This window comes from Endozoicomonas sp. Z74 (genome assembly GCF_057680865.1).
On sequence record NZ_JBLYZI010000065.1, the window covers coordinates 1 to 23,345 of the forward strand.

Consider the following 23,345-nt stretch of genomic DNA (forward strand, 5'->3'; position numbering starts at 1 on the left):
AAGAACGCCAATGGAAACTCTGATAGATGGCAAAGAGATCTGGAAGGAAAAATTTGTAGCCTGAATTTGACCTGACAGACACCCTCTGAAAAATCGGTGACTGTCAGATCAGGTCTGAACTACTACAGCTTAAGAGCCGATCACAATGATCCTCTGAAGTCCAAAAACCGGTTACTGATCGACAATAGGCACCGACCAGTAAAACGCTTCTTTCCCTCCACTCAATAAAACCAGCAGCTCTGTTTCAGAACACCGGAACAGGCCTACACGACCAGCAAGTTCAGAGAGGTTTTTGGGCCACCATCGGGCCTTTACCCAGGGCTCCTTATACTCTTCAAGGGAGACGGGCCGGCAGGTATCAGGAAGCCAGGGATCCCGACTGCCAACCCGAAAGTGTGCAATGACTCCATTGGTATCGAGATTATGGGCTTCGCGGACATAAACGACAGAAGCAGGAAGCCATGGAGGGAGCCAGCCCCGGTCGATCAGTGATCGTGCTTCCTGATAGCCGGTCATTTTGCTTTCAAGAACATCGCTGCAACCTGAAGTCATCATTACCACTATCAGAAATACCACGAACGATAAACGTCCATTAAAAGTCATGATCACCATCCTGTCCGGAAACAGAAAAACACGGAAAGTTCACACTAAAGGCAGGTCGCCTCATCAACCCTGATTTAAAAGGCAACGGGAACACAACCTTTACTGCAAAACAATAGCCTCTAACCACATCGTGTTATTACTGGCTTTATCTGGCCAATTGCTGGCTGAAACCGCGTTGACATGTACCCTGAAGCGTCGTTCTTCCACACCCTTGGCCAGAAGCTGTTTTCTTATCACCTCCGCCTTTTTCTCAAGCTCTCTATACTGGCGCTCCCAGTCACCAACCGAGCCTTCCACCCTGCCATTAAGTATCAGCAGTATATTGAACGATGGCAGCTGAATAAGCTGTTCCTGGAGGGTCACGAACTGCGGATCCTCTGTTATGGAACGCCCTTGAATAAAGAAGTTTCCATAGCCTTCTTGAAGAAATTTGGTACCAGAGGACTTGGTGGAGGTGTTCTCAGGAGAAAAAACATCCACCAGCGTATAGACTCGGCCATTCCCACGACGCACTGAATAAACGGAATAAAACCGGCCCTGTTTCTGGCCGATGTAGTAGGCCTGATGTCTGTCCTGACCATACAGCCGAGCTATATCAAATACATTATTTGCCCAGAAGTTACTGGCACCACAGGAAAAGCTGCGGCACTGAAACCGGGCCTCAACCCCCTGCTTCTCAAACTCGCGGACATAATAGTCAAACCCCTGGGTGCTGGTCTGACCGGTGGGTAACTGATACAAAGTACGATCCAGCTCCCCCATTAACCATTGGGCCCCATCCGAAGTCACCACCCCATTGACCTTTTTCATTAAATTGGTGATCACCGGGTGGTTCTGGTGCTGCTGTTTTTCAGAAATCTCCACACTGGCATTCGGGTACGGGGGAAGCGCATCCATAGCCCGTGCAGACATCGTAGATAAAGGAAACATCATCAAGATCAAAACGATCAAGGGAGAGCCAGAGCTTCCCGATCTGGACAACAACTGTCTTAAAAAAGCCGGAGCGGCTTGTATACGGACTCTGGTCATTCGACATCCCATGGTTATTCCCCCCACTGGCAGGCTGACATAAAACCAGAAAGCCTGCTTGATCAGGTTATCATAAACCCTGACCCAAGACAGTGCTGGCAATATTGGCAATCACATCAACCGGTCCATCCATGTGCAAGTGATGAGAACCGGAAAGCGAATGAAACTGAAAATTGGGAAGTCGGTCACGGAACTGCTCAATGGTGTCATGAATCTCCCCCTGATCCGCATGAATCATATGCGCCGGACAGGTAACGGCCTGAGGAAAAGCAAGTGTCTGCTCCAGAGTAAACCGGGTAGGTGAACCCAGTTTCAGCCGGGGGTCCGACGTCCACACCCAGCCATCCCCATCCTGGCGCAAAGAGCGATCCACCAGCAATGCCGATGACTCACGGGATACCTTGAACTGGCTCATGGCCCTGGCTCTGACCGCCTGTTGCCGGGAACGATACCGGGCAACTGGCAGCTTATCCAAAGGTGTCCTTCGCTCATTAATGTACTTCATCAACGAAACCGGTGCTTCTTCGGGCTTTCTTGGCCAGGGAAACAAGCCATCAATGGTCACCAGGGCCACCACCTGCTCCTTCAACACAGATGATGCGGCCATGGTGGCAATGATCCCCCCCATGGAGTGGCCCAATAAGCCAAACCGCTCAAGGTCAAGGGCTTCAGCAATGTAAACCAGGTCTTCCACATAATGCCAGATATCGTAACTGAAGCCTTCAGACCGGTGTTGTGACAAGCCATGACCGGCCAGGTCAACCGCAATCAGCCGTATGCCTTTGAGCATTGGAGCCAGGGGAGTAAAACTGGCTGCATTGTCCAGCCAACCATGAAGAGCAAGGACAGGCCTGGCTGCCGGGTCCCCCCACTCAAGCGCAGAAAACCCCAAGTGGGGGGTGTTGATGGTCAGCTCCCTGGGCTGCATGTTTAACTCCTTTGAACGGCTTGATCGGGGCTCTGAGTCCCTCGCCAACAGGCCTGTATTATCCTGGAACCTGGAAAACGATATTTTCGACTATTTTCCATAACGACGATTGCTTGCTGAACAGGTCAGACAGACTGGACTTCAGATGAACAACCTTACTCCGAAAACCCCGGGTTCGCCTAGTTGTCAGCGACTACCGTCCGGTCAGGGAATATGATGAGGAATCCTTCGGTAAATGCCAATCACTTATTGATTCCAAAGGCCTGTATTCATGTCATCTTGACAGCCTGACTTACTGGACAAAGAGGGTACCGGACTGTATTCAGCCCTCCATTGTTAATGAAGGTAAAGAAGATAACGAGGTGTTTGTTGGAGCATACAATACGCAAATATGATTGGATATTATATTGTCAAATATGATTCATCCACTCAGTTTGACCTGCTGAATTCTTCCTAAAGCTTGATCACTGCTTCTATTCGTACTCACATAGAAGATCAAGAAAGAATGGTCTCAGCCATCCGAGGCTCAATGCTAATGCTATTTCTATGAGTTCGAATCAACAAATCCATAATTATACTCTTTAGGTATTTATGCCTTTTGGATCTACACTTCCTATGGGTGTTTCTACAACACCACCGAAGCCCATTGGTATCAATGGCAAACTACCTGTCAGTTCGTTATTTTAATCTGTGGAGTTGCCCGGCCCATTTCTAACAGTGTGGACCGGGGCTGATATTTAACATTTTCAAACTCATTGAGACCATTACAAAAACGGTTTTCAATCAGAAAATGTTAACACTAGCATTTTGAGCAAAACAAAAGTCTCCACGACAATGCCACTCCCTTAAATTCTAGTGATGGTCATTTTTTCGCTCCCAGAAAACGCGTATATAGCCATACCACACCCCATCTTGAATGACTCCACAACGAATGAATTCCACTGATCACTTGCTGCAAGACCCCATTTCCTTCCTGCATTATGCTTATATCAATACGTTGAGTAACACCATTGGCTGCAAGTATGTAAAAACAATGATTAAGGAAAAATATTGCACTATCCCGATTATCAGAAAGGAGCAAACCAAAGATAGGGCTCATAATAAGCGTTTGCCCATTCGGCATAGTAAATAAAACAATGCTCCCACCATTGACCGGAGATAAAACACCCCAAAGATTAAACACCATAACCGCTGGATGATTCTGCTCAAGATGATTAACAAAATCCCATACTTTACCAGTAAAGCCTTCAATTTCCTGGACACCAATGATGTCTAAAGGACCTACCAGGTTAATAGAAATCGGTTGAGGCGGGTTGTGAATATAATGTGTGAAGCTGGATATCATTTGCTGAGCCATAGAATTAATCCTCTCCCTTACCCCATGAGGTGCATTTTCCAGCAAGCGCTTCATCATATCTGGCGTGACCTGATGAGCACTGGAGCCAAGTATTTCTGCAACACTTAGGCCCCTTGGAGGTGTTACTTGCACTACTCCAGAGTCATGTTCCTGGGTTCTTGCCATCTCAGTATTCAACCAATTAATAAATCTATTTTCTAATTCTAAAAACTTTTTATCTTGACGGTCTTTATCCAAAAGACCTTGCTCTTTCATTTGCTGATCATGGTAATCCCAATACTCGTACTCGTCACTAAACCTCTTCTTCTTCAACTCACTCTCAACCTTACGCAAACGCTCTCTTCTTCGGATCGCATTCCCCCTTTCTGCCTCCCACCTCTCTCTTAAATCAAAGAGTTCACCATTATTTTGCAAAAGTAACCCAACGTATTGAGCCATATCGCGTTGATTACGTAGCCTGTGCCTCTCGCCAGGTGAAATCGTCCCCCTTTCAGCTTCGTCTGCCTGCGGTTTCATAACATAGGTTTGCTCACTTTGATAACGCGAAAGCCTCTGACGTGGCTCATGGCTGGGTGACCGTCTCTGGCCATTATCACTTCCTCCACTCAATCCCATACCAAGAACTTCACCGGGCTCGCCAGGGATAAAGCCCCCCCTTCCAACATCCGGTTGCCTAAATGGCATTCCGGAGTGAGGTCCTCCGCATGCACCATGGCATGAATCAACTCCAGCAGGATGTTCTCCCACGGCCTCATGGTAAAATCGGCCAAGAAATTCTACTAAGGATTTGATCATCTCATTATTTTCAGGAACATCAGATAGTGATGAGTCTTCTCCCATTTCGCACTCGCACTCGCCTGGGGCTTTCTGACAATAGTCACACTGCAAACGTGAATATACCGAGCTACTTAAGAGAAATAAAACAAACCAAAGGGAGCTTACCACCAAGCACTTTTTTTTCATCATCACAAACGCCTTATAGAATAGAATTCGCAGCAAAAAAAAACGCAGCAGACATCATTTTACTGAAAGTCGAGTATAGTCTATTTTTTAAAAGTAAAAATGGAGTAGCAATAAACAAATGACATAACAGAATTTATTTACATTAAAAAGGCTTCCATATTAAAACAGTCATCATAAGCAATACACAACAACTGCCCTCCCTATTTAAAATAAAAAACTAAACAGATCTGAAAACCAGCTTAACAAAACCCCATCATCTACAGCCTCGACATGTAAACACAAGTATTAAAACAGCTGTTTGTCAATGACATAAAACCGTTGATAAATGAGCCTTTTATATCTCACCAGAAACCGGCAACTCATTAATCCGTTTAACAATCTTATTCATCAATGCAGGATACATGGGATGGCGTTTAAGATCTTCATAAGCCCCCGCGGACATACCTTCCGGAAGGAAATCAATTCTGGGCATAAAGACATTTTCTTTATTTTTCTTCAGCATCAACCGCTGAATTTTACGGGCACTGGCCTCATCACGGGTCGCCACGGAGGCGAAATGAATGCCCGCCATATCCGCCAGCAGATCCACCATACTGAAACCACTGCCACCCGCTTTTGAATCCGCCTTTTCCTTGCTGATCCCGATTTCCAGAGCCGTTTCCCGGTCCAGCTGTAAAGCCAGGGCGGCACTGACCATAAAATGCTGACTCAGATCTGCCCTTCCCCTCAGGACAATAGGGCGGTCAATCTTCACCGGCGACATGCCCGGAGCCAGCAGTAACCGTGTCTGGGCATCAGCCAACTGAATAGCAAATGCCCTGAGTAACCGACTGTTTTCTTCCACGGCACTGCCACTCTCACTTCGGGCCTGAGCCAGGCCAAACAATGTAGTCATCAGTCGCGATAATGGCAGCTCACTGCCTCCTGCCTGGATAGATGCCGCCAGCAACACGTCCAGATAGAGTTGCAGTGCCTTTCTCTCCTCCGGGGACCCAACCATCACATTCTGCGCCTGTTCCTTCAGATGTCTGCGCAGCTCTTCACCGGACCGGTACACCAGGACCATTCGCTCAGGCTCAACCTGGAACCGCTCAACCGACTGGGTCAAAGCCTGCCAGAAGTTTGCCTGCTCTTTGGGCGCCGAGGGTAGAATCAGTTTCTGGAACCCCCAGGACAACAACTGACCCGGCCAGCGCACATGGCCAAGCTTGAGATAATCCCAATACGGTCGCCCATCTTTTTCTGACAACGCGAGGCTTAGATTGAAATAAAGATCCTGTGGTATATCCGGCTTAAGGCTCAGCCTGACCACCACCTGCCCCCCATCAAACTCGGTGGCAATTCCGCGAACCTGGAGCAGCCTTCGTGGACCGGCCTTTGCGCGACTGACAGCATAAAAGGAAAGATCACGAACCTCTCTGGACGTTAACACCAGACGATTCAGATTATCCTGTTCAAAAATACCGGAAATCTTATCCAGCCACTGTTCGGCCTGCTTGACGGAATCCGTGGAGCCCTGATGTTGATTAATCAGTGGCTCTGTTGACACAGAGGCAACGATCAATCCCAGCAGGCACACCAGAAGTGTTACAGGAATCAATAATAGAGAAAGAATCAGTTTTTTAAACATGAAAGCCTCGCACAGGTGATGCAAGGCTTATCGGCCAGAGCTTAGGGGGATTCAGCCCCTGTTCACTCCGGAGGATTATCAGTGGAAAATCGTGGTGCCAGCAGAGGGAGCGCCATGGCCTGGTGCACCAGTGCCATAATGTCCATTTCACTGAGCCTCTGCAATTCAGTGAGATCATTAATGACGTAATAGAGCGGCTGCAGAATATCAATTCGGTAGGGGGTTCGAAGTGCAGTGAGGGGGTCAAAAGGCTCCCGGAGGGGCTTGTCACTGTCCAGGGAATAAGCAGTCTCGCCATAACTGGAGAGAATTCCCCCTCCATATATTCTCCTGCCTTCTGGCGTATTCACCAGTCCAAACTCAACGGTCATCCAGTAGAGCCGGGCCAGATATACCCGTTCTTCCTTTGTTGCCTCAACCCCAAGCTGCCCATAGGTTCGGGTGAACTCAGCAAAATCCGGATGCGTCAGCAGCGGACAATGGCCGAATATTTCATGAAAGATATCCGGCTCCTGCAGATAATCCAGCTCTTCGCGGGTGCGTATAAAGGTGGCAACGGGAAATTGTCCGTTAGCCAGCAGTTGGAAAAAGCGGTCAAAAGAGATCAGGGCGGGTACCCGGGCAACCCCCCAGCCCGTGGCCTGGTGGAGTAACCGGTCAAGTTCCGCCAGTTGAGGTATTCGGTCAGCGGGTAATTTCAGCTGCTCCAGCCCTTCAAGAAACTCGTCGCAGGCTCTGTCCTTCAGCTGTTCAATCTGGCGGTGATAGAGAATACTCCAGGTTTCGTGCTCCTCTTCCGGGTAATCAATAAAGCCGGAAGCGTCGGGCTTCCTGGCCTGGTACTTGGATGACTTCATAACTCTGCTCCCAGCCCCTCCAGGCGCTGCCTGGAGGCTAAAGTACGTAGATTCCTTTCTGATGCTGTCAACACTTACAGCACTCCACGGCGCACCTGGTCCCGTTCCATACTCTCAAACAGAGCCTTGAAGTTCCCTTCACCAAACCCTTCATCCCCCTTGCGCTGAATAATTTCAAAGAAAATCGGGCCAATGGCGGTTTCAGTGAATATCTGCAGCAGTAAGCCGCCGTCTTCTGTTGGTGCCCCATCCATTAATATGGCATTGCCCCGAAGTTTTTCGACATCTTCATGGTGCCAGGGCAGGCGCTCAGACAACATTTCATAATAGGTATCCGGAGGCGGGGTCAGAAAAGCGGTTCCAGCCCCTTTCATGGCAATGACGGATTGGTAAATATCTCCTGAATATAGGGCAATATGCTGGATGCCCTCCCCTTTGTACTGGTTCAGGTACTCTTCTATCTGGCTTTTATCATCGGCGGATTCATTAATGGGAATCCGGATTTTACCGCAGGGGCTGGTCATGGCTTTGGATTTCAAACCGGTCAACTTGCCCTCTATGTCGAAATAGCGGATTTCCCGAAAATTAAAGAGCTCTTCGTAAAACCCCGCCCATTTGTCCATATTCCCACGGTAAACATTATGGGTAATATGATCCATATGAGTGAGCCCGACCCCGGAAGGAATCAGCTCTTCCCCAGCCAGAGGCACAAAATCAATATCATAAATGGTGCCCTTGTCACCATATCGATCAATCAGGTAAATCAGGCTGCCACCGATACCCACGATGGAGGGAATGTTCAACTCCATTGGACCATGCTGGGTTGGCCCGGCCTCACACCCCATAGCCAGGGCCCGGTTGAAGGCATAAGCGGCGTCTTCCACACGAATGGCAAATGCACAGGCACAGGGACCATGCTCCCTGGCAAATTGCCGGGCGAAAGATTCCGGTTCGGCGTTAACAATAAACTGAATGTCCCCCTGCCGGTAAAGGGTCACGTTCTTGGACCGGTGCCGGGCCACCGGGCGAAATCCGAATTGCTCGAAAAGACGCCCAAGAGCTTCCGGGTCTGGGGCAGCATACTCAATAAATTCGAACCCATCGGTTCCCATTGGATTGACATTGGTGATCTTTGAGGGGTGCGCCGCAGCCATGGCCAGCTCTCCTTTTTATTCTTGTATTGCCTAAGAAAAGTATACGGAGAGCTGGATGCAAAAGGCTTGCGATCTGGTTCCGGGTTTCGCATGATGATACAAAATAGTTGCATCAATCATGGAGGTAGCCCTGCGTCCTCAACAACTTCGAGACCAGCCAGCAAAATAACAATCAACGGTATGCTTTTCCAAACGAGGACTCCCCCATGAGCGGACATCCACTGGATTCATTCGACATTCGCCTGCTTGATGCCTTGCAACACCAGGACAGCCCTTCTCTGAATGAGCTGGCTGAACTGATCAGCCTCTCTGCTTCCCAGTGCTCAAGGCGAATCAACCGTTTGAGAGAAAGCGGGCACATCCAGAAACAGGTAACCCTGTTAAATCCCCAGGCTGTTGGCCTGGATGTAGGCGCTTTTGTCACCATTACCCTGGATAATCACACACAGGATTTTACCCATCAGTTTCAGAAAACCATCCGCCAGATGCCACCTGTGTTAGAGTGCCATGCCATTACCGGTAGCGATGGGGATTATCTTCTGAAAGTGGTTGCCCGTAACCAGAAAGCACTTTCCCACTTTCTCATGGAGGAGTTAATGAGCCTGCCCGGTATCAGTCAGGTCAGAACAGCACTGGCTCTGTCCGAGGTAAAGTCAACCACTGCCCTGCCCCTGGATATCTAATTCAGAAAAACGTAAATATCCATACACCCGCATACCCGCAGCGCAGGAAAAAAGCACCGCTTTTGTTGCGCTTCGCTGAGCTCAGCAGCAACCTACTGCATTCCTGAAGTCGCTGAACGCAGTGAAGCACAACTGAAAAAGACACAGAAACGATCAGAGCCCGGCCATCACTGAGAGATTGGTTGGGTACAAGCGCTGTCCTGCACTGTCAGACTGAGGGCAATTTCAACCTGAAATCCAGAAAAGTCATGGTTTATCAGCTATTTTCCAGAAACCAATCTGGAGAATTTTCCATGTCTGATTACACCGAGTTAATGGGTGAGCTTATTGAACTGGGCGTCAATGCCAACCCGGCCTGGCCTTTTACTGCCTGCGTGGTGGATGCCTCCGGCCAGATCCTGATCACCACCTGTAATGCCAATCATATCAGCCCTCTTTATACCGCCGAAGGCCTGGCCCTCCATCTGCTGGCCAGCGAGTTTGACTGCCAGCTGCGACATCCCCTGACCATGATCACCACTGCCGAGCCCGATGACTTGAGCCTGATGGCCCTCTACTGGGCCAGGCACAGGGGCATCAACATCACCGAACTGGTGTACGGGGCCACTCGAAAGGATATCCGGGCCATCTGGGAAGATGACCCCAGCCAGGGGCTGGATAAAGGCCTTCAGAAATTCCCGTCCACATTTACGGAAAGCCTTACCCTCTCCGGCTGTGTTCTGCAAAGCGAATGCCGTGAAGCGTTTGAAGAAGGACAGGCTCTGTTCCGGAACGATGACGACCCTGTACGAAGTATGGATATTGACCAGTACTGGATGGCCGGAGACTGGCTGGTGGACGACTGGATGGACGATGACGAATAAGGAATAAAAAAAGCCCACCGTTCAACCAGTGGGCTTTTTTGAGTTTGACAATGAATTCATCAACTCTTCAAGGCTAAGTCTGCGCGCGGTTACTCATCTTTAAGATGCATCTCTACCTTGCTGCTGGCCTTAATGCTTCTCAGATACTCATCGAACAGATTACGACCATTGCTGTTGGCAATAAACTGCCCCAGACCACGAAGCTGTTCGCTGCCGGACTTTGCTTCCCCCGGATAAATAGCACTCAAAGCGATCAGGGCCAGGTCACCATTGGGTAAGACCGCATGATCATAAGCCACGGTTTTCCCGGGATGTGGCATCTTGAAGGCTTTTTGTAGAAGCTGCGCCGGGGCTCCCGGTTGGTTGCGGCCGGTTTTCGAGCTTTCCACCAGTTTCAGATCCTGTTCACTGGCCAGATTTTTCATATTGATGCCTGACTTCAGCTGAGCGGTGAGCTCATTGGCTTTCGCCTTCAGCTGCTCTTCGGCCCGTTCATACTTGAGCGTATTGATAATCTGGTCACGCACCTCGGCGATTTTCATCAACTCAGGCTGCCGATGCTCTTTGACCCGTACCACGACTGCCCGGTCTGGAGTCAGTTCAATCAGTTCACTGTTCGCCCCAAGGCCCAGAACATCATCACTGAAAGCCGCGGTTGCCACCCGCCGGTCTGAAGCAATGCCTTCACCTCCGGTACGACCAAAAGGCACGGTGGTTTGAATCTTCAGGCCCAACTGTTCCGCAGGCTGTGCCAGGTCAGAAGATTCAAAACTGATATCCGCCAGCTGACGGCTCTGGTCCAGGAACAGCGTATCCACCTCTCCCTGCTTGAGAGCCATCTCAATTTCCGGACGAAGTGTCTCCAGAGTTGGGAGCTTGACCTCATCCCGACGGGTCACTTTAAGAATCTGCAGTCCAAAACCGGTTTCCACCGGTTCAGAAACCTGACCCACTTTCAGGCTGGCAACGGCCTGATCAAACTCGTCACCAAAAAAGCCCGGCTGAACCTCACCCAGATCGCCGCCTTTTTCTGATGAGATCGGGTCATCGGAGTAAGTGCGGGCAAGATCAGCAAACTGACCACCGGCCTTCAGTTTGGCAACCACTTCCTCTGCACGGGTACGAGCCTCTTCCAGGCTGCGCTTGCTGCCGGTTTCAATGAGAATGGCGGAAACAGTGGCTTTTGCTGCAGCTTCCTGCTTCAGTTGGCCGATGCGTTGCTCATACTCTGCAGCCACTTCATCTTCAGTGACGGCGATTCCTTTGGCCAGGTCGGCTTTATTCAGCTCCACATAGCTCACCACAACCTGTTCCGGCGTCATGAACCGATCGTTGTGGCCATCATAGTAGGACTGAATCTCTTCATCAGAAGGCACGATACTCTTACGGACGCTGGCGGAGTCAAGAATCACCCAGGCCAGATCCCGGGTCTGACCTTCCAGAGCCTGCAAACGATTAAGCTCCCTGGAAGTGACAAATTCGGTGCTGGCAATCCCTGAGCGGAGCTGCATCATCAGCCCTTCTTCACGCAGAGCATCCCGGAACTGCAGTGGGCTCATGCCATAGCTGCGAACCATCATCTGGAAACGGTCTTTGTTAAAGCGACCATCCTGCTGAAACTGGGGCATGGATAAAATCAGTTGATCCAGCTGGGCCTGTCCCACTTCCATTTTATGGTCCTGGGCATCCTGAAGAAGCAGCTGACGATCAATCAATGCTGAAAGCACGGAATCCTGCAACAGTTTGTCATCCAGCATGGCCGGATCAAACTGGTCACCCATCTGCTGCACCAGCGCTCTTCTCTGCTGGTCCACGGCCTGGGCCAGTTCCGCCCTTGTAATTTCCTTACCATTAACTGACGCCACCTCAGGATTATTGGGGTTGGGCGCAAGTGTTTCCAGGCCAGTAATGGCCATCATAAAAGCGATGATGCCGACGACAACAAATGTCACCCAACTCTTCGCTTTATCCCTCATCGATTGCAGCATAGAAACCTCAGGTACCAGGGCCGCTGAGACAGCAGAATGAACCCCTTGCACTTCATCCCCGGTGATGAAGACCGGGCCAAAAACAAAAAAAGCGCATCACAGGATGCGCCTTGTCATGGAGGCTGGCAGTAAAACCCCATTTGATTAACTGCGGAATGCTGCCTTCTCCATCCATCAAAATAGAACCGTTAACAGCCCTATAAAAAGCGCTTGAATCAGTTCACTGCATCCTTGAGCGCCTTGCCAGCTTTAAAGCTGGGAATCTTGGCAGCAGCAATTTCAATGGGCTCGCCAGTCTGCGGGTTACGACCGGTACGGGCAGCACGCTCCTTTACGGAAAAGGTGCCAAAACCGACCAGAACAACCTGCTCACCATCCTTCAGCGCACCAGTGACAGAGTTAATCACGGCGTCCAGGGCTCGACCAGCGGCAGCCTTAGGAATGTCTGCAGATGCAGCAATAGCATCAATAAGCTCGGACTTGTTCACTCTATTCCCCTTCTAAGTAGGATGCATTTCAATAAAAAACAGAGGCCAGATACAGAATGGGCGATGGCACAAATCGCTCTGTTGCCCTTACTTCTGTAGCCTACCCAAACGGGTGCGACCGCTATGCTGCTGTATTTTTCAGTGAAAAACAAGCCACACACTGGCACCTGAGCGATCGACAGCCTTTCCGATACCTGTTTTGAAAACAGATCAACCTTCTGGCCACCAGAAACTCACTCTTCCCGATCATGCCCATAAGGGCCTGTCCGTATGAAACGCGTTCAATACAGACACAGCAGTATGAAGTTTCACAACCAGCCGTCAAGCGGATTGTTGGATTTCATCCAAAAACACTGATGTGAAGTAGCGGCATTTTATACCAACCGGCTGACGCGTCTGTCAACAGCAATCACACCGGAAAGCCCCGTCATTACTGAACGACCGCTCTAATTAGAACGGTCGTTCATGGTTTTTATACCTAAATGACCGTTAATGGGTATTGACCCGATCATCTACTTTGGATTCAGACTGCTTTTCAGCGTCTGCAACCTCCAAAACCGGTTCCGACAAAGCTTCAGGCATATATTGAAGAGCCACTTCCAGCACTTCATCAATCCACTGGGCAGGAATGATCTCCAGATCCGCCTTGATGTTCTCCGGAATGTCTTTCAGATTACGGCGGTTCTCTTCAGGAATCACCACTTTCTTGATGCCTCCCCGGTGAGCTGCCAGCAGCTTCTCTTTCAAGCCACCAATGGCCAACACCTGCCCCCGGAGGGTGATCTCACCGGTCATGGCCACATCAGCCCTGACAGGAATGCCTGTGAGGATCGACACCAGCGCTGTGCACATGCCGATACCGGCACTGGGACCGTCTTTTGGCGTAGCTCCTTCCGGAACGTGGATGTGCAGATCGTTCTTCTGGTGAAAGTCCGGCTTGATGCCAAGCCCGGATGCCCTGGAACGAACGACTGTCAGGGCAGCCTGGATGGACTCCTGCATTACGTCCCCAAGGGAGCCGGTTTTGATGATCTGCCCTTTGCCGGGAACCGCTACGGACTCAATGGTCAACAGTTCCCCTCCCACAGAGGTCCACGCCAGCCCTGTCACCTGGCCAACCTGGTCCTGGTCCTCTGCCCTGCCATAGGTAAACTTGCGGACACCCAGAAAGTCTTCAAGGGCCTCAGGAGTAACGGTATCCCTGCGGTTCTCTTCTGACAGCGCATCCTGCTTCACTGCCCGCCGACAGATCTTGGCAATTTCCCGCTCAAGGCCACGGACACCCGCCTCACGGCTGTAATAACGGATGATGTCGCGGATGGCGGAATCATCAAACGACAGTTCGTCCTTTTTCAGCCCAGTGCGTTTTACCTGCTTGGGAATCAAGTAGCGTGTCGCGATATTGAGTTTTTCGTCTTCGGTATAACCGGGAATACGAATTACTTCCATCCTGTCCAGCAGAGGGCCCGGAATGTCCATGGAGTTGGACGTACAGACAAACATAACATCGGACAGGTCATAATCCACTTCAAGGTAATGGTCATTGAAGGAATTGTTCTGTTCAGGGTCCAGCACCTCCAGCAGGGCTGAGGCTGGATCGCCCCTCATATCAGAACCCATCTTGTCGATCTCATCCAGCAGGATCAGCGGATTTCGCACTTCGGACTTAGCCATTTTCTGGATCAGTTTGCCCGGCATGGAACCAATATAGGTACGACGATGCCCACGTATTTCCGCTTCATCACGAACGCCACCCAGAGCCATCCGCACAAATTTACGGTTGGTGGCACGGGCAAGGGACTCACCCAGAGACGTTTTACCCACCCCGGGAGGACCGACCAGGCAGAGCACCGGGCCTTTCAGTTTACGAACCCGCTTCTGCACCGCGAGATACTCAAGAATTCTTTCCTTGACCTCTTCCAGGCCATAGTGATCGGTTTCCAGAATATCCTGGGCGCGCTTCATGTCATGACGGACTTTGCTGCGCTTCTTCCAGGGCACACTGAGCATCCAGTCAATGTAGCCGCGAACCACCGTCGCCTCGGCCGACATGGGCGACATCATCTTCAGTTTGGCCAGTTCCGCCAGGGTCTTATCCCGGGCCTCCTGGGTCATCCCGGCCTGATCAATCCGGGCTTTCAGCTCGTCCAGTTCATTGGGGGTTTCATCCATATCCCCCAGCTCTTTCTGGATGGCTTTCATCTGTTCATTCAGATAGTACTCGCGCTGACTCCGCTCCATCTGCTTCTTGACGCGACCACGGATTTTCTTTTCAACCTGCAGGAAGTCCATTTCACCCTGCATAATACCGATCAGGTATTCCAGCCGCCCTCCCAGCTCTTCGATTTCAAGCATTTTCTGCTTGTCTTCGATCTTCATGGGCATATGGGCACTGATGGTATCCACCAGCTTTTCAGGCTCTTTGATTCCTGAAAGAGAACTGAGCACCTCGTTGGGCACTTTTTTGCTCAGCTGAACATACTGCTCAAACTGAGACATCACAGATCGGATTAACAGCTCCCCTTCACGGTCGCTGATCATTTCAGAGTCATGCTCGTGAACCCGGGCACGCACCAGACCATCGTTATCGGAAATAGAATCAATGGTGACCCGGGTTTCCCCCTCAACCAGCACCTTGACGGTGCCATCCGGCAGTTTGAGGAGTTGCAGAATACTGGCAACGGTGCCTACAGAGAACAGGTCATCCGCTTCAGGATCATCCACCTGGGCACTCTTCTGCGCCACCAGCAGTATTTTTTTATCCACCGACATCGCCAGGTCCAGCGCCTGAATCGACTTTTCCCGCCCGACAAACAGTGGAATCACCATATGGGGATAGACCACCACGTCACGCAGGGGCAGCAAAGGCAGCTCATAGGTATCTGACGGACGGAGGGTATCATTATTATCCATAGCTCAGGCCCCTTCTGACAATTTAAAACCTTGCCTGCCAGCTCCCGTTAAATAAATGGGAAATTGAATCACTGGCATAGGCAGACCAACAACACTGCCCGGAGGCGTCCTCCATATGCGTCGCAGTGCAAAGGAGCCGGGCACCTGATACAGGCAATCACCCGGAACGAGCCTGGTTTTTCCATCCACACTCATACTCCCAGACTCTAAGATGGGGCTTTTCATCCCAAATTACAATAGGAACCCTTTTTAATAGGATTCGCGTACCTTCACAAGGTTCCAGTGGGTCGACTTTTTTCCTGAAATAACGATTAAACTTGCACCAAGGTACAATTACGTATTCCCCCAAACAAACGACAGGTATAGTTTGTCGCGCCATACCGTCTGACCGATGGATTAACCCACTCACCAGGATAGATCACCATGGACACCGACCAACCTCCAAGTAGCAAGGCGAGAGGCGATTTCAACGCCTGACGTCCCGGTGACCCTTCGTCCGGAGCGTCATGCCCCGGGCCTTTCAGCCCTTCTGAAATCCTTCTGCGCCCTTTCCTGCTTTGAATGCCACATAGGTGTGTGCATTTGCCCTGCCTGTTTTCCAGCCATTACAGCGGGTAAGCACAGCTCGATTCGCGACGCCTTCTGTTTACACCAGGCTTCGAATCAGCACACCTGAGTTACCAAACGCCCCATAGCCAACCGGGAGGATCGCTATGACCGTTTTCAACCTGACCAGTGAAACAGCGCAGAACAACAACCTGGCTTTCGACGCCATTAACGATGCAGAGACTGCCGTCCACTTCTTCAGTACACTTGCCATTAATGAACAGGTGGATCTGATCAAACGAATCACACTAAGGCAAGCCACCAACATTCTCTTGCAGACGCCCCTGAAAACCGTTCAGCTCATTCTTGAACAGCTAAATAACACCGGTGAAGAGCTGAGAGCCCGGGAACTGAACGCCCGATTTGGCCTGATGATTTCTGAAGGACAACCCACCCGGGATTATTTTCAGGCCAGCGTTATGGAACATGTTCGTTCCCGCATTGGCTGGATTGTCAGCCTTTCCCTGTTTGGTATTCTTTCCGGGATGATCATTGCCCGCTACGAGGACGCTCTCAGCGCCCTGGTGATTCTGGCGATCTACATGCCGGTCATGGCCGACACCGGAGGTAACTGCGGCTCTCAGGCGGCAACACTGCTGGTGAGATCACTGGCCATTGGTGAAGTCAGCATCAGGGACTGGAGCAAAGTGCTCTGGACTGAATTCAGGGTCGCCCTGATCATGGCCGCAGTTCTAATGCTGGTGATTATGATACGAGTGATTGGCTTTGGCTCTGAGGTCAATCTGCCTGCCGGAATCAGCCTGATCCAGGTCGGGGTGGCCGTCTCCATTGCCATGGCGATTCAAGTGGTCAGCTCTACAGTCCTGGGTTCAATGCTGCCGATCCTGGCCCGGTCACTCAAGCTGGATCCAGCCATTCTGGTCAGCCCGGTACTGACCTCCATTGTTGATATGACGGGACTGCTGATTTATTTTTATACTACCAGTCAAATCCTGGGCCTCTAGTACAGGACAGCGCTAATCTCAACTCTGCCATAGCGGGGCTCTGATAACTTCTGAGCCCTTGTCTGTTGCGTCTCACTTCGTTCAGCAGCAACCTACGTTAAAGCGGCTCACCTGAAGGCCTTACAACGTGCTTCTGGAATGCAGAAGCTTGCTGCTGAGCACAACAAAACCCTGACAGGCTGACCCTACTCTGCAAAAAAAACCGCCTTGAAGGCGGTTTTTTATTCCTGAACAGCGATGCTCAGCCCTTATCAGGCAGAGCCGCCTTGGGTGTTTCCGAGTTCTCATAAATTAACAGAGGATCAGAGTCTCCATTGATCACAGAGGCGTCAATCACCACCTTGGAAATGCTCTTGTCCGATGGAATCTCATACATAGAGTCCAGCAGAACCGCTTCCAGAATGGAGCGCAGACCCCGTGCACCGGTTTTCCGCTCCATCGCTTTCTTGGCCACTGCCTTGAGAGCGTCATCGCGGAAATCCACGACCACATCTTCCATATCAAACAGTTTGGTGTACTGCTTGGTCAGGGCATTCTTGGGCTCGATCAGAATCCGTACCAGAGCTTCTTCATCCAGCTCTTCCAGGGTTGCAATCACCGGCAGGCGACCCACAAACTCCGGAATCAGGCCAAACTTGACCAGATCTTCAGGCTCTACCTCTTTAAAGGTTTCACCCAGGTCCTTGCTGTCTTCCTTGCTCTTCACTTCAGCGGAGAAACCAATGCCGGACTTGTCAGTACGGCCACGAATCACCTTGTCGAGACCCGCAAAAGCACCACCGCAGATAAACAGAATGTTGGACGTATCCACCTGCAGAAATTCCTGCTGAGGATGCTTGCGCCCACCCTGGGGAGGTACCGAAGCCACCGTTCCCTCAATCAGCTTGAGCAGAGCCTGCTGAACCCCCTCACCGGACACATCGCGGGTGATGGATGGGTTATCAGACTTCCGGGAAATCTTGTCAATTTCATCAATGTAGACAATCCCCATCTGGGCCTTCTCTACATCATAATCGCACTTCTGAAGCAGCTTCTGGATGATGTTCTCAACATCTTCACCCACATAACCCGCCTCAGTCAGAGTGGTGGCGTCCGCAATGGTGAACGGCACATTGAGCATTCTGGCCAGGGTTTCCGCCAGCAGGGTTTTACCGCTGCCGGTGGGCCCGATCAGCAGGATATTACTCTTGCCCAGCTCCACCTCTTCTTTCTTTTTGTCGCCTTTGCCATCGCCAAAGCGCAGACGCTTGTAGTGGTTATAGACCGCCACGGACAGGACTTTCTTGGCCCTGGGCTGACCTATCACATACTCATCAAGCGTTTCCTTGATTTCTCGAGGAATTGGCAGTTTGTCGGAAGACTCTTCAGCACCACTGTCCTGAATTTCTTCCCGGATGATGTCGTTGCAAAGGTCAACGCACTCATCGCATATAAATACGGAAGGGCCGGCAATCAGTTTGCGTACTTCATGCTGACTCTTTCCACAGAAAGAGCAATACAGCAATTTGCCGCCATCTTCACCCTTGCCGCTTGTTTCGTCGGTCATTCGATTACCCTGTTATAAGGACAATGCCCACCATGCACGTCGCTGTGAATTTACACCCTTGGAAAAAAAGGGCCAAAGCACTTACGTTCAACCCTGCATCGTTCATGGCAATTTGCCCGGGCTCAAGGCTCTTCACCCGAACTCTAGGCCACCTATCCGATAAGATGCAGGCATTGGGGCATATTTTCAAGTGCCTGACCGGTGGAATAGTCACCAGAATCCGGGCCATGGCGGCCCGGCACTTATTTCGCGGAGTTATCCGTACAGGAGCACTAAACCATTGCTGATAAAAAACAGCCAACAACCAGCAGAGGACAGTTTAGTCTTTTTTGCCCTCAACGCGACTGCTCATCAGCTGGTCAACCAGACCGTACTTCACTGCCTCCTCGGCATCCATGAAGTTATCCCGGTCAGTATCCCGCTCAATAATATCCAGAGGCTGACCTGTATGGTGCGCCAGGACATTATTCAGCTTCTGCTTGATGGTCAGGATCTCACGGGCATGAATTTCAATATCAGAAGCCTGTCCCTGGAATCCACCCAGAGGCTGATGAATCATAACCCGGGAGTGAGGCAGGCAGTAACGCTTGCCCGCAGCGCCGCCGGCGAGCAACAGGGCCCCCATACTGGCAGCCTGACCAATACACATGGTGGATACGTCCGGCTTGATAAACTGCATGGTGTCATAAATAGACATACCCGCAGTGACCGAACCACCCGGTGAATTGATGTACAGATGAATATCCTTATCGGGATTTTCCGACTCAAGGAACAGCAACTGGGCCACCACCAGGTTGGCCATGTGATCTTCCACCTGCCCAACCAGGAAGATCACCCGCTCTTTCAGCAGGCGGGAATAAATATCGTAAGAACGCTCACCTCTGGCCGACTGCTCAACGACAATAGGCACCAGGCCTGAGTTGGTGATGGCCACGGCTTGCGGGTCTGTCAGAATGGACATTTCCTGTCTTAACTCCTTGCCAAGTCGAAGAGAGGCGACTCCTGAACCCTGTATCACACAGGAAGAAAGAGCCGCCCGCATACTAGGTTGAAGCGACCAAAGCCGATAAAACCTTAGCAGCATTCACAAGAGAGGCGGACTTACTCCGCGCTCTCTTTTCAACCGGAATCAGGCAGTTGCCTTCTCTGCTTCTTCCGCTTCTGCTTCAGCTGGCTTCTCTGCAGGCTTGATGGCTTCCTGATAGCTGCACTGCTTGTCAGTGACCTGCGCCGCATCAAGAATAGTATCTACTACCTGCTCTTCCAGAACAACATACTTGACCTGGGACAGCTGCTCTTCGTTGCTGTAGTACCAGTCCACTACCTGCTGAGGCTCCTGGTAAGCGGAAGCCATTTCTTCAATCATGGTGCGAACACGATCATCATCCACCTTGACTTCACGCTGCTTGACCACTTCACCAATCAGCAGGCCCAGGGCCACACGCTTCTTGGCATCGGACTCAAACAGTTCTGCAGGCAGCTGCTTGGGATCGAAACCACCCTGGGCACCACCAAACTGCTGAACCGCCTGCTCACGCATGCGATCAATTTCCTGACCGGTCAGGGCAGAAGGTACATCAATTTCATGAATCGCCAGCAGACCATCCATTACCTGGTTCTTGACCTTGCTCTTGATAGCCTGGCGCAGTTCACGTTCCATGTTTTTGGACACTTCAGCACGGAACTCTTCAACACCGCCCTCTTGAACACCAAAACGGGCAAAGAACTCTTCGTTCAGCTCAGGCAGAGCCGGAGCAGCCACATTATGGACCTTGCAGGCAAACTCGACTGCCTGGCCGGCCAGCTCTTTGGCGTGATACTCTTCAGGGAAGGTCAGCTCAAGCACTTTCTCTTCACCGGCAGAGACACCCACCAGACCGTCTTCAAATCCGGGAATCATCCGGCCAGAACCCAGCTCCAGGGTCGCACCTTCAGCACTGCCGCCTTCAAAGGCTTCGCCGTCTTTGGTACCGGCATAGTCGAAGGTGATCTGGTCGCCCTGCTCTGCAGCACGCTCAACCTCTTCAAAAGTGGAGCTCTGCTTGCGCAGGGTTTCGATCATTTCATCAATGTCGCCATCCTGCACTTCAGCAACCGGACGCTCAACCTGAATACCGGAGAACTCATTCAGGGCAATTTCAGGGTACACCTCAAAGGTGGCTACGAAGGAGAACTCTTCACCCTCAGCATCGGTTTTGGGTTCTACAGAAGGAGCCCCTGCCGGATTCAGCTTTTCCTGCTGAATCGCTTCAACAAAAGAAGCCTGCATCATCTCGCCAAGCACTTCCTGCCGGGCTCCGGCACCGTAACGACGCTTGACGACTTTCATGGGAACCTTGCCGGGGCGAAAACCGTCCAGGCGCACACGACGGGACATTTCCTGCAGACGCTTGTTGACGGCACCATCAATCTGGTCAGCGGGAAGAGTGATCGTCAGGCGACGCTCAAGACCGGAAGTCGTTTCAAGGGAGACTTGCATTTTTGTTCCTCAGTACAAAACCTGGGTTTGACAGCTAAAAGGCGAATAGACTAGCAAATGTATCCACAAAATGCATAAGCATTCGATCGTTCATCCAGGCTACAGAAACAACCCCATCGAAGCCGGAAAACACCACACTGCTCTCACTCTCACTCCCCGCCAGCACCATCAGGCTGCACATATGCGCCACCGGCGACAAGGACTAGCGTATCTATACCTGCAACCATCAAACAGGTCTGTTTGTTTTTCATAAAACATACAAAAACGGGGATAAGCATGCTTATCCCCGTTAATGACTGGTGCGGAAGGAGAGACTCGAACTCTCACGCCTTTCGGCACTGGTACCTAAAACCAGCGTGTCTACCAATTCCACCACTTCCGCTCACAGTGCCTGTACGAAGCACGCAAAACACTGTAACTTTTTCAGACAAAGCCGCCACTTATTACAAGCTGCGACTCAATCCGGTTATTTGGGGTGGGCGAAGGGGCTCGAACCCTCGACCGCCGGAATCACAATCCGGAGCTCTGCCAACTGAGCTACGCCCACCACTGAAAACCAAAACAGCCAGTTAAATCAAAAACCGCTTAAGCAGAAGCGCAAGATATTCAAAAAATACCGTCAAATCAACTGAAAAACGTTTTTTCTTAAACCATCTACGCAAGACTGAATAAATGGCGCACCCGGCAGGATTCGAACCTGCGACCATCCGCTTAGAAGGCGGATGCTCTATCCAACTGAGCTACGGGCGCTTTGACTCTTTAACTGCAAACTCAACTGCAAAACGCTAAAATTGGTCGGGGTAGAGAGATTCGAACTCCCGACATCCTGCTCCCAAAGCAGGCGCGCTACCAGACTGCGCTATACCCCGATATCTCCAACTATGCTGCCTCGCATACAGAGCAGATGACCTTCCGACCAACCGCCCGGACAACACTGCATCCCGCTGGACAACGGCGACGAATACTACTGATATGAGGGTCAGTCGTCAACGCCTCATGCCAACTTTTCAAACTGCCATGACGCGCTTCCCGTCACGCTTAATCCAGAATAACAATCTGTCTCAGAGAATACCACTACCCCAAATCAGGAAGAGGCATCCATAAATGATGGATGCCAACTCAATTGAACAAAAACCGTTTGAACTACAGCGATACACAGGACGGTAACTGACAATTAAAAAACCGGCCCCTTTAAAGGCCTGCAAAAGGAGGTGAGCCAGCCATTTCTAGCCATCGCACACCCCGTTTTTAATGAAAACCACAGACACAACCTGCCTCCAGCAGACTCTGAACGGGATATCAGGGCATTTTCGTAGTAAAATAGCTCGCTTGTGGATCATCCCGAATGCCAGTAACAGGCTAAAGCACCTATGACAGCGAGAATTATCGATGGCAAGGCCATCGCCCTTCAGCTCACCCAGTCAATTGCAGAACAGGTCGAATCCAGAACCGCCCGGGGACTTCGGGCCCCGGGACTGGCTGTCATCCTGATTGGCAGCGACCCGGCTTCACAGGTCTATGTTGGCAAGAAGAGAAAAGACTGTGAGCGGGTCGGCTTCAAGTCCGTCTCCCACGACCTTCCTGCCACCACCAGCGAACAGCACCTGCTGGAACTGATTGACACTCTGAACGAGGATCCGGAAATTGACGGAATCCTGGTTCAACTCCCCCTTCCGGAACACATCAACAGCGACCTGGTGATTGAACGCATCCGCCCTGATAAAGACGTCGATGGTTTTCACCCCTACAACATTGGTCGCCTGGTGCAACGAATCCCTCTGCTGAGACCCTGCACTCCAAAAGGCGTAATGACATTACTGGAAAGCACTGGCCAGCCGATTCGCGGAAAAAATGCGGTAATTGTCGGCGCTTCCAATATTGTTGGCCGACCAATGACCATGGAATTGTTACTGGCAGGCTGTACCACCACAACCACCCATCGCTTTACGGAAGATCTGGCAACCGAGGTCAGCCGTGCCGATATTCTGGTGGTCGGCGTAGGCAAACCCGGACTGATTAAAGGAGAGTGGATCAAGCCCGGTGCCGTGGTGATCGATATCGGCATCAACCGGATGAACGACGGCCGCCTGGTGGGGGATGTGGAGTTTGAAACCGCCCGGCAAAAAGCCTCATGGATCACCCCGGTTCCCGGCGGCGTTGGCCCGATGACCGTGGCAACCCTTCTGGAAAACACCCTGTACGCCGCGGATCATCTTCACAACTAAGTTGACGCCCTCAAAGGGCTTTTTTTGCGAACCCAACCCTCTCTCCCTCTGGGAGAGGGCCGGGGTGA

General features: G+C 51.1%; 18 protein-coding genes and 4 tRNA genes. 4 read left to right on the forward strand and 18 right to left on the reverse strand.

The window, feature by feature from the left end:
• Positions 1-171: 171 nt before the first annotated feature.
• The 7 genes from ACNRUY_RS17220 to hppD all read right to left on the reverse strand — a co-directional run bounded on the left by ACNRUY_RS17220 (position 172) and on the right by hppD (position 8,521).
• Positions 172-603, reverse strand: coding sequence for a YbbD-related protein (locus ACNRUY_RS17220; protein WP_488112888.1), 432 nt, complete (start codon positions 601-603; stop codon positions 172-174).
• Between the two features lie 99 nt (positions 604-702).
• Entirely contained in the window at positions 703-1,632 is a 930-nt protein-coding gene (locus ACNRUY_RS17225) for a DUF4892 domain-containing protein (RefSeq protein WP_488112889.1), read from the reverse strand.
• A gap of 70 nt (positions 1,633-1,702) precedes the next feature.
• The gene (locus tag ACNRUY_RS17230; RefSeq protein ID WP_488112890.1) at positions 1,703-2,560 is read right to left on the reverse strand and encodes an alpha/beta fold hydrolase; all 858 of its coding nucleotides are present in this window, start codon (positions 2,558-2,560) and stop codon (positions 1,703-1,705) included.
• An 862-nt stretch (positions 2,561-3,422) separates the two neighbouring features.
• Positions 3,423-4,883, reverse strand: a complete 1,461-nt coding sequence (locus ACNRUY_RS17235) for a hypothetical protein (RefSeq protein ID WP_488112891.1) — start codon at positions 4,881-4,883, stop codon at positions 3,423-3,425.
• 331 nt (positions 4,884-5,214) lie between these two features.
• Positions 5,215-6,510: a YfiM family lipoprotein gene (locus ACNRUY_RS17240; RefSeq protein WP_488112892.1), complete on the reverse strand. Its 1,296-nt coding sequence runs from the start codon at positions 6,508-6,510 to the stop codon at positions 5,215-5,217.
• A 62-nt stretch (positions 6,511-6,572) separates the two neighbouring features.
• A complete protein-coding gene (gene phhA / locus ACNRUY_RS17245; protein ID WP_488112893.1) occupies positions 6,573-7,367 on the reverse strand; it encodes a phenylalanine 4-monooxygenase in 795 nt (264 codons plus the stop codon).
• 74 nt (positions 7,368-7,441) lie between these two features.
• The gene (gene hppD, locus ACNRUY_RS17250) at positions 7,442-8,521 is read right to left on the reverse strand and encodes a 4-hydroxyphenylpyruvate dioxygenase (RefSeq protein WP_488112894.1); all 1,080 of its coding nucleotides are present in this window, start codon (positions 8,519-8,521) and stop codon (positions 7,442-7,444) included.
• Positions 8,522-8,727: 206 nt separating this feature from the next.
• Between hppD and ACNRUY_RS17255 the strand changes: the two genes are divergently transcribed.
• Together ACNRUY_RS17255 and ACNRUY_RS17260 are read left to right on the forward strand one after the other, a co-directional pair.
• The gene (locus ACNRUY_RS17255; RefSeq protein ID WP_488112895.1) at positions 8,728-9,204 is read left to right on the forward strand and encodes an Lrp/AsnC family transcriptional regulator; all 477 of its coding nucleotides are present in this window, start codon (positions 8,728-8,730) and stop codon (positions 9,202-9,204) included.
• A 293-nt stretch (positions 9,205-9,497) separates the two neighbouring features.
• Positions 9,498-10,067: a cytidine/deoxycytidylate deaminase family protein gene (locus ACNRUY_RS17260; RefSeq protein WP_488112896.1), complete on the forward strand. Its 570-nt coding sequence runs from the start codon at positions 9,498-9,500 to the stop codon at positions 10,065-10,067.
• A gap of 89 nt (positions 10,068-10,156) precedes the next feature.
• Here ACNRUY_RS17260 and ACNRUY_RS17265 read toward each other — a convergent pair whose 3' ends face one another.
• The 3 genes from ACNRUY_RS17265 to lon form a co-directional block, all read right to left on the reverse strand.
• A complete protein-coding gene (locus tag ACNRUY_RS17265) occupies positions 10,157-12,055 on the reverse strand; it encodes a SurA N-terminal domain-containing protein (RefSeq protein ID WP_488112897.1) in 1,899 nt (632 codons plus the stop codon).
• A 215-nt stretch (positions 12,056-12,270) separates the two neighbouring features.
• Positions 12,271-12,543 carry a nucleoid-associated protein HU-beta gene (gene hupB / locus ACNRUY_RS17270; RefSeq protein WP_488112898.1) on the reverse strand — a complete coding sequence of 91 codons (273 nt, stop codon included), beginning with the start codon at positions 12,541-12,543 and terminating at the stop codon, positions 12,271-12,273.
• Positions 12,544-13,032: 489 nt separating this feature from the next.
• Entirely contained in the window at positions 13,033-15,456 is a 2,424-nt protein-coding gene (gene lon, locus ACNRUY_RS17275; RefSeq protein ID WP_488112899.1) for an endopeptidase La, read from the reverse strand.
• Between the two features lie 713 nt (positions 15,457-16,169).
• Here lon and ACNRUY_RS17280 point away from each other — a divergent pair.
• Entirely contained in the window at positions 16,170-17,027 is an 858-nt protein-coding gene (locus tag ACNRUY_RS17280) for a magnesium transporter (protein WP_488112900.1), read from the forward strand.
• Between the two features lie 241 nt (positions 17,028-17,268).
• Here the strand turns inward: ACNRUY_RS17280 and clpX are convergent, their stop codons facing one another.
• From clpX to ACNRUY_RS17320, 8 genes are all read right to left on the reverse strand, one after another.
• Positions 17,269-18,573: an ATP-dependent Clp protease ATP-binding subunit ClpX gene (gene clpX, locus ACNRUY_RS17285; RefSeq protein ID WP_488112901.1), complete on the reverse strand. Its 1,305-nt coding sequence runs from the start codon at positions 18,571-18,573 to the stop codon at positions 17,269-17,271.
• Positions 18,574-18,892: 319 nt separating this feature from the next.
• Positions 18,893-19,534 carry an ATP-dependent Clp endopeptidase proteolytic subunit ClpP gene (gene clpP, locus ACNRUY_RS17290; protein ID WP_488112902.1) on the reverse strand — a complete coding sequence of 214 codons (642 nt, stop codon included), beginning with the start codon at positions 19,532-19,534 and terminating at the stop codon, positions 18,893-18,895.
• Between the two features lie 168 nt (positions 19,535-19,702).
• On the reverse strand, positions 19,703-21,052 hold the full coding sequence (gene tig / locus ACNRUY_RS17295; protein ID WP_488112903.1) for a trigger factor: 1,350 nt from the start codon (positions 21,050-21,052) through the stop codon (positions 19,703-19,705).
• 34 nt (positions 21,053-21,086) lie between these two features.
• Positions 21,087-21,233 (reverse strand): hypothetical protein, encoded by a 147-nt coding sequence (locus ACNRUY_RS17300; RefSeq protein WP_488112904.1) that lies wholly within the window; start codon positions 21,231-21,233, stop codon positions 21,087-21,089.
• Positions 21,234-21,349: 116 nt separating this feature from the next.
• Positions 21,350-21,434 (reverse strand) — tRNA-Leu (locus ACNRUY_RS17305).
• 89 nt (positions 21,435-21,523) lie between these two features.
• Positions 21,524-21,599: transfer RNA gene (locus ACNRUY_RS17310), tRNA-His, on the reverse strand.
• 126 nt (positions 21,600-21,725) lie between these two features.
• Positions 21,726-21,802: transfer RNA gene (locus tag ACNRUY_RS17315), tRNA-Arg, on the reverse strand.
• A 42-nt stretch (positions 21,803-21,844) separates the two neighbouring features.
• A tRNA-Pro gene (locus tag ACNRUY_RS17320) sits at positions 21,845-21,921 on the reverse strand.
• A gap of 501 nt (positions 21,922-22,422) precedes the next feature.
• On the opposite strand from ACNRUY_RS17320, the gene folD reads away from it, so the two are divergent.
• Complete coding sequence (gene folD, locus ACNRUY_RS17325) at positions 22,423-23,277, forward strand: bifunctional methylenetetrahydrofolate dehydrogenase/methenyltetrahydrofolate cyclohydrolase FolD (RefSeq protein WP_488112905.1); 855 nt, start codon at positions 22,423-22,425, stop codon at positions 23,275-23,277.
• Positions 23,278-23,345 lie beyond the last annotated feature (68 nt).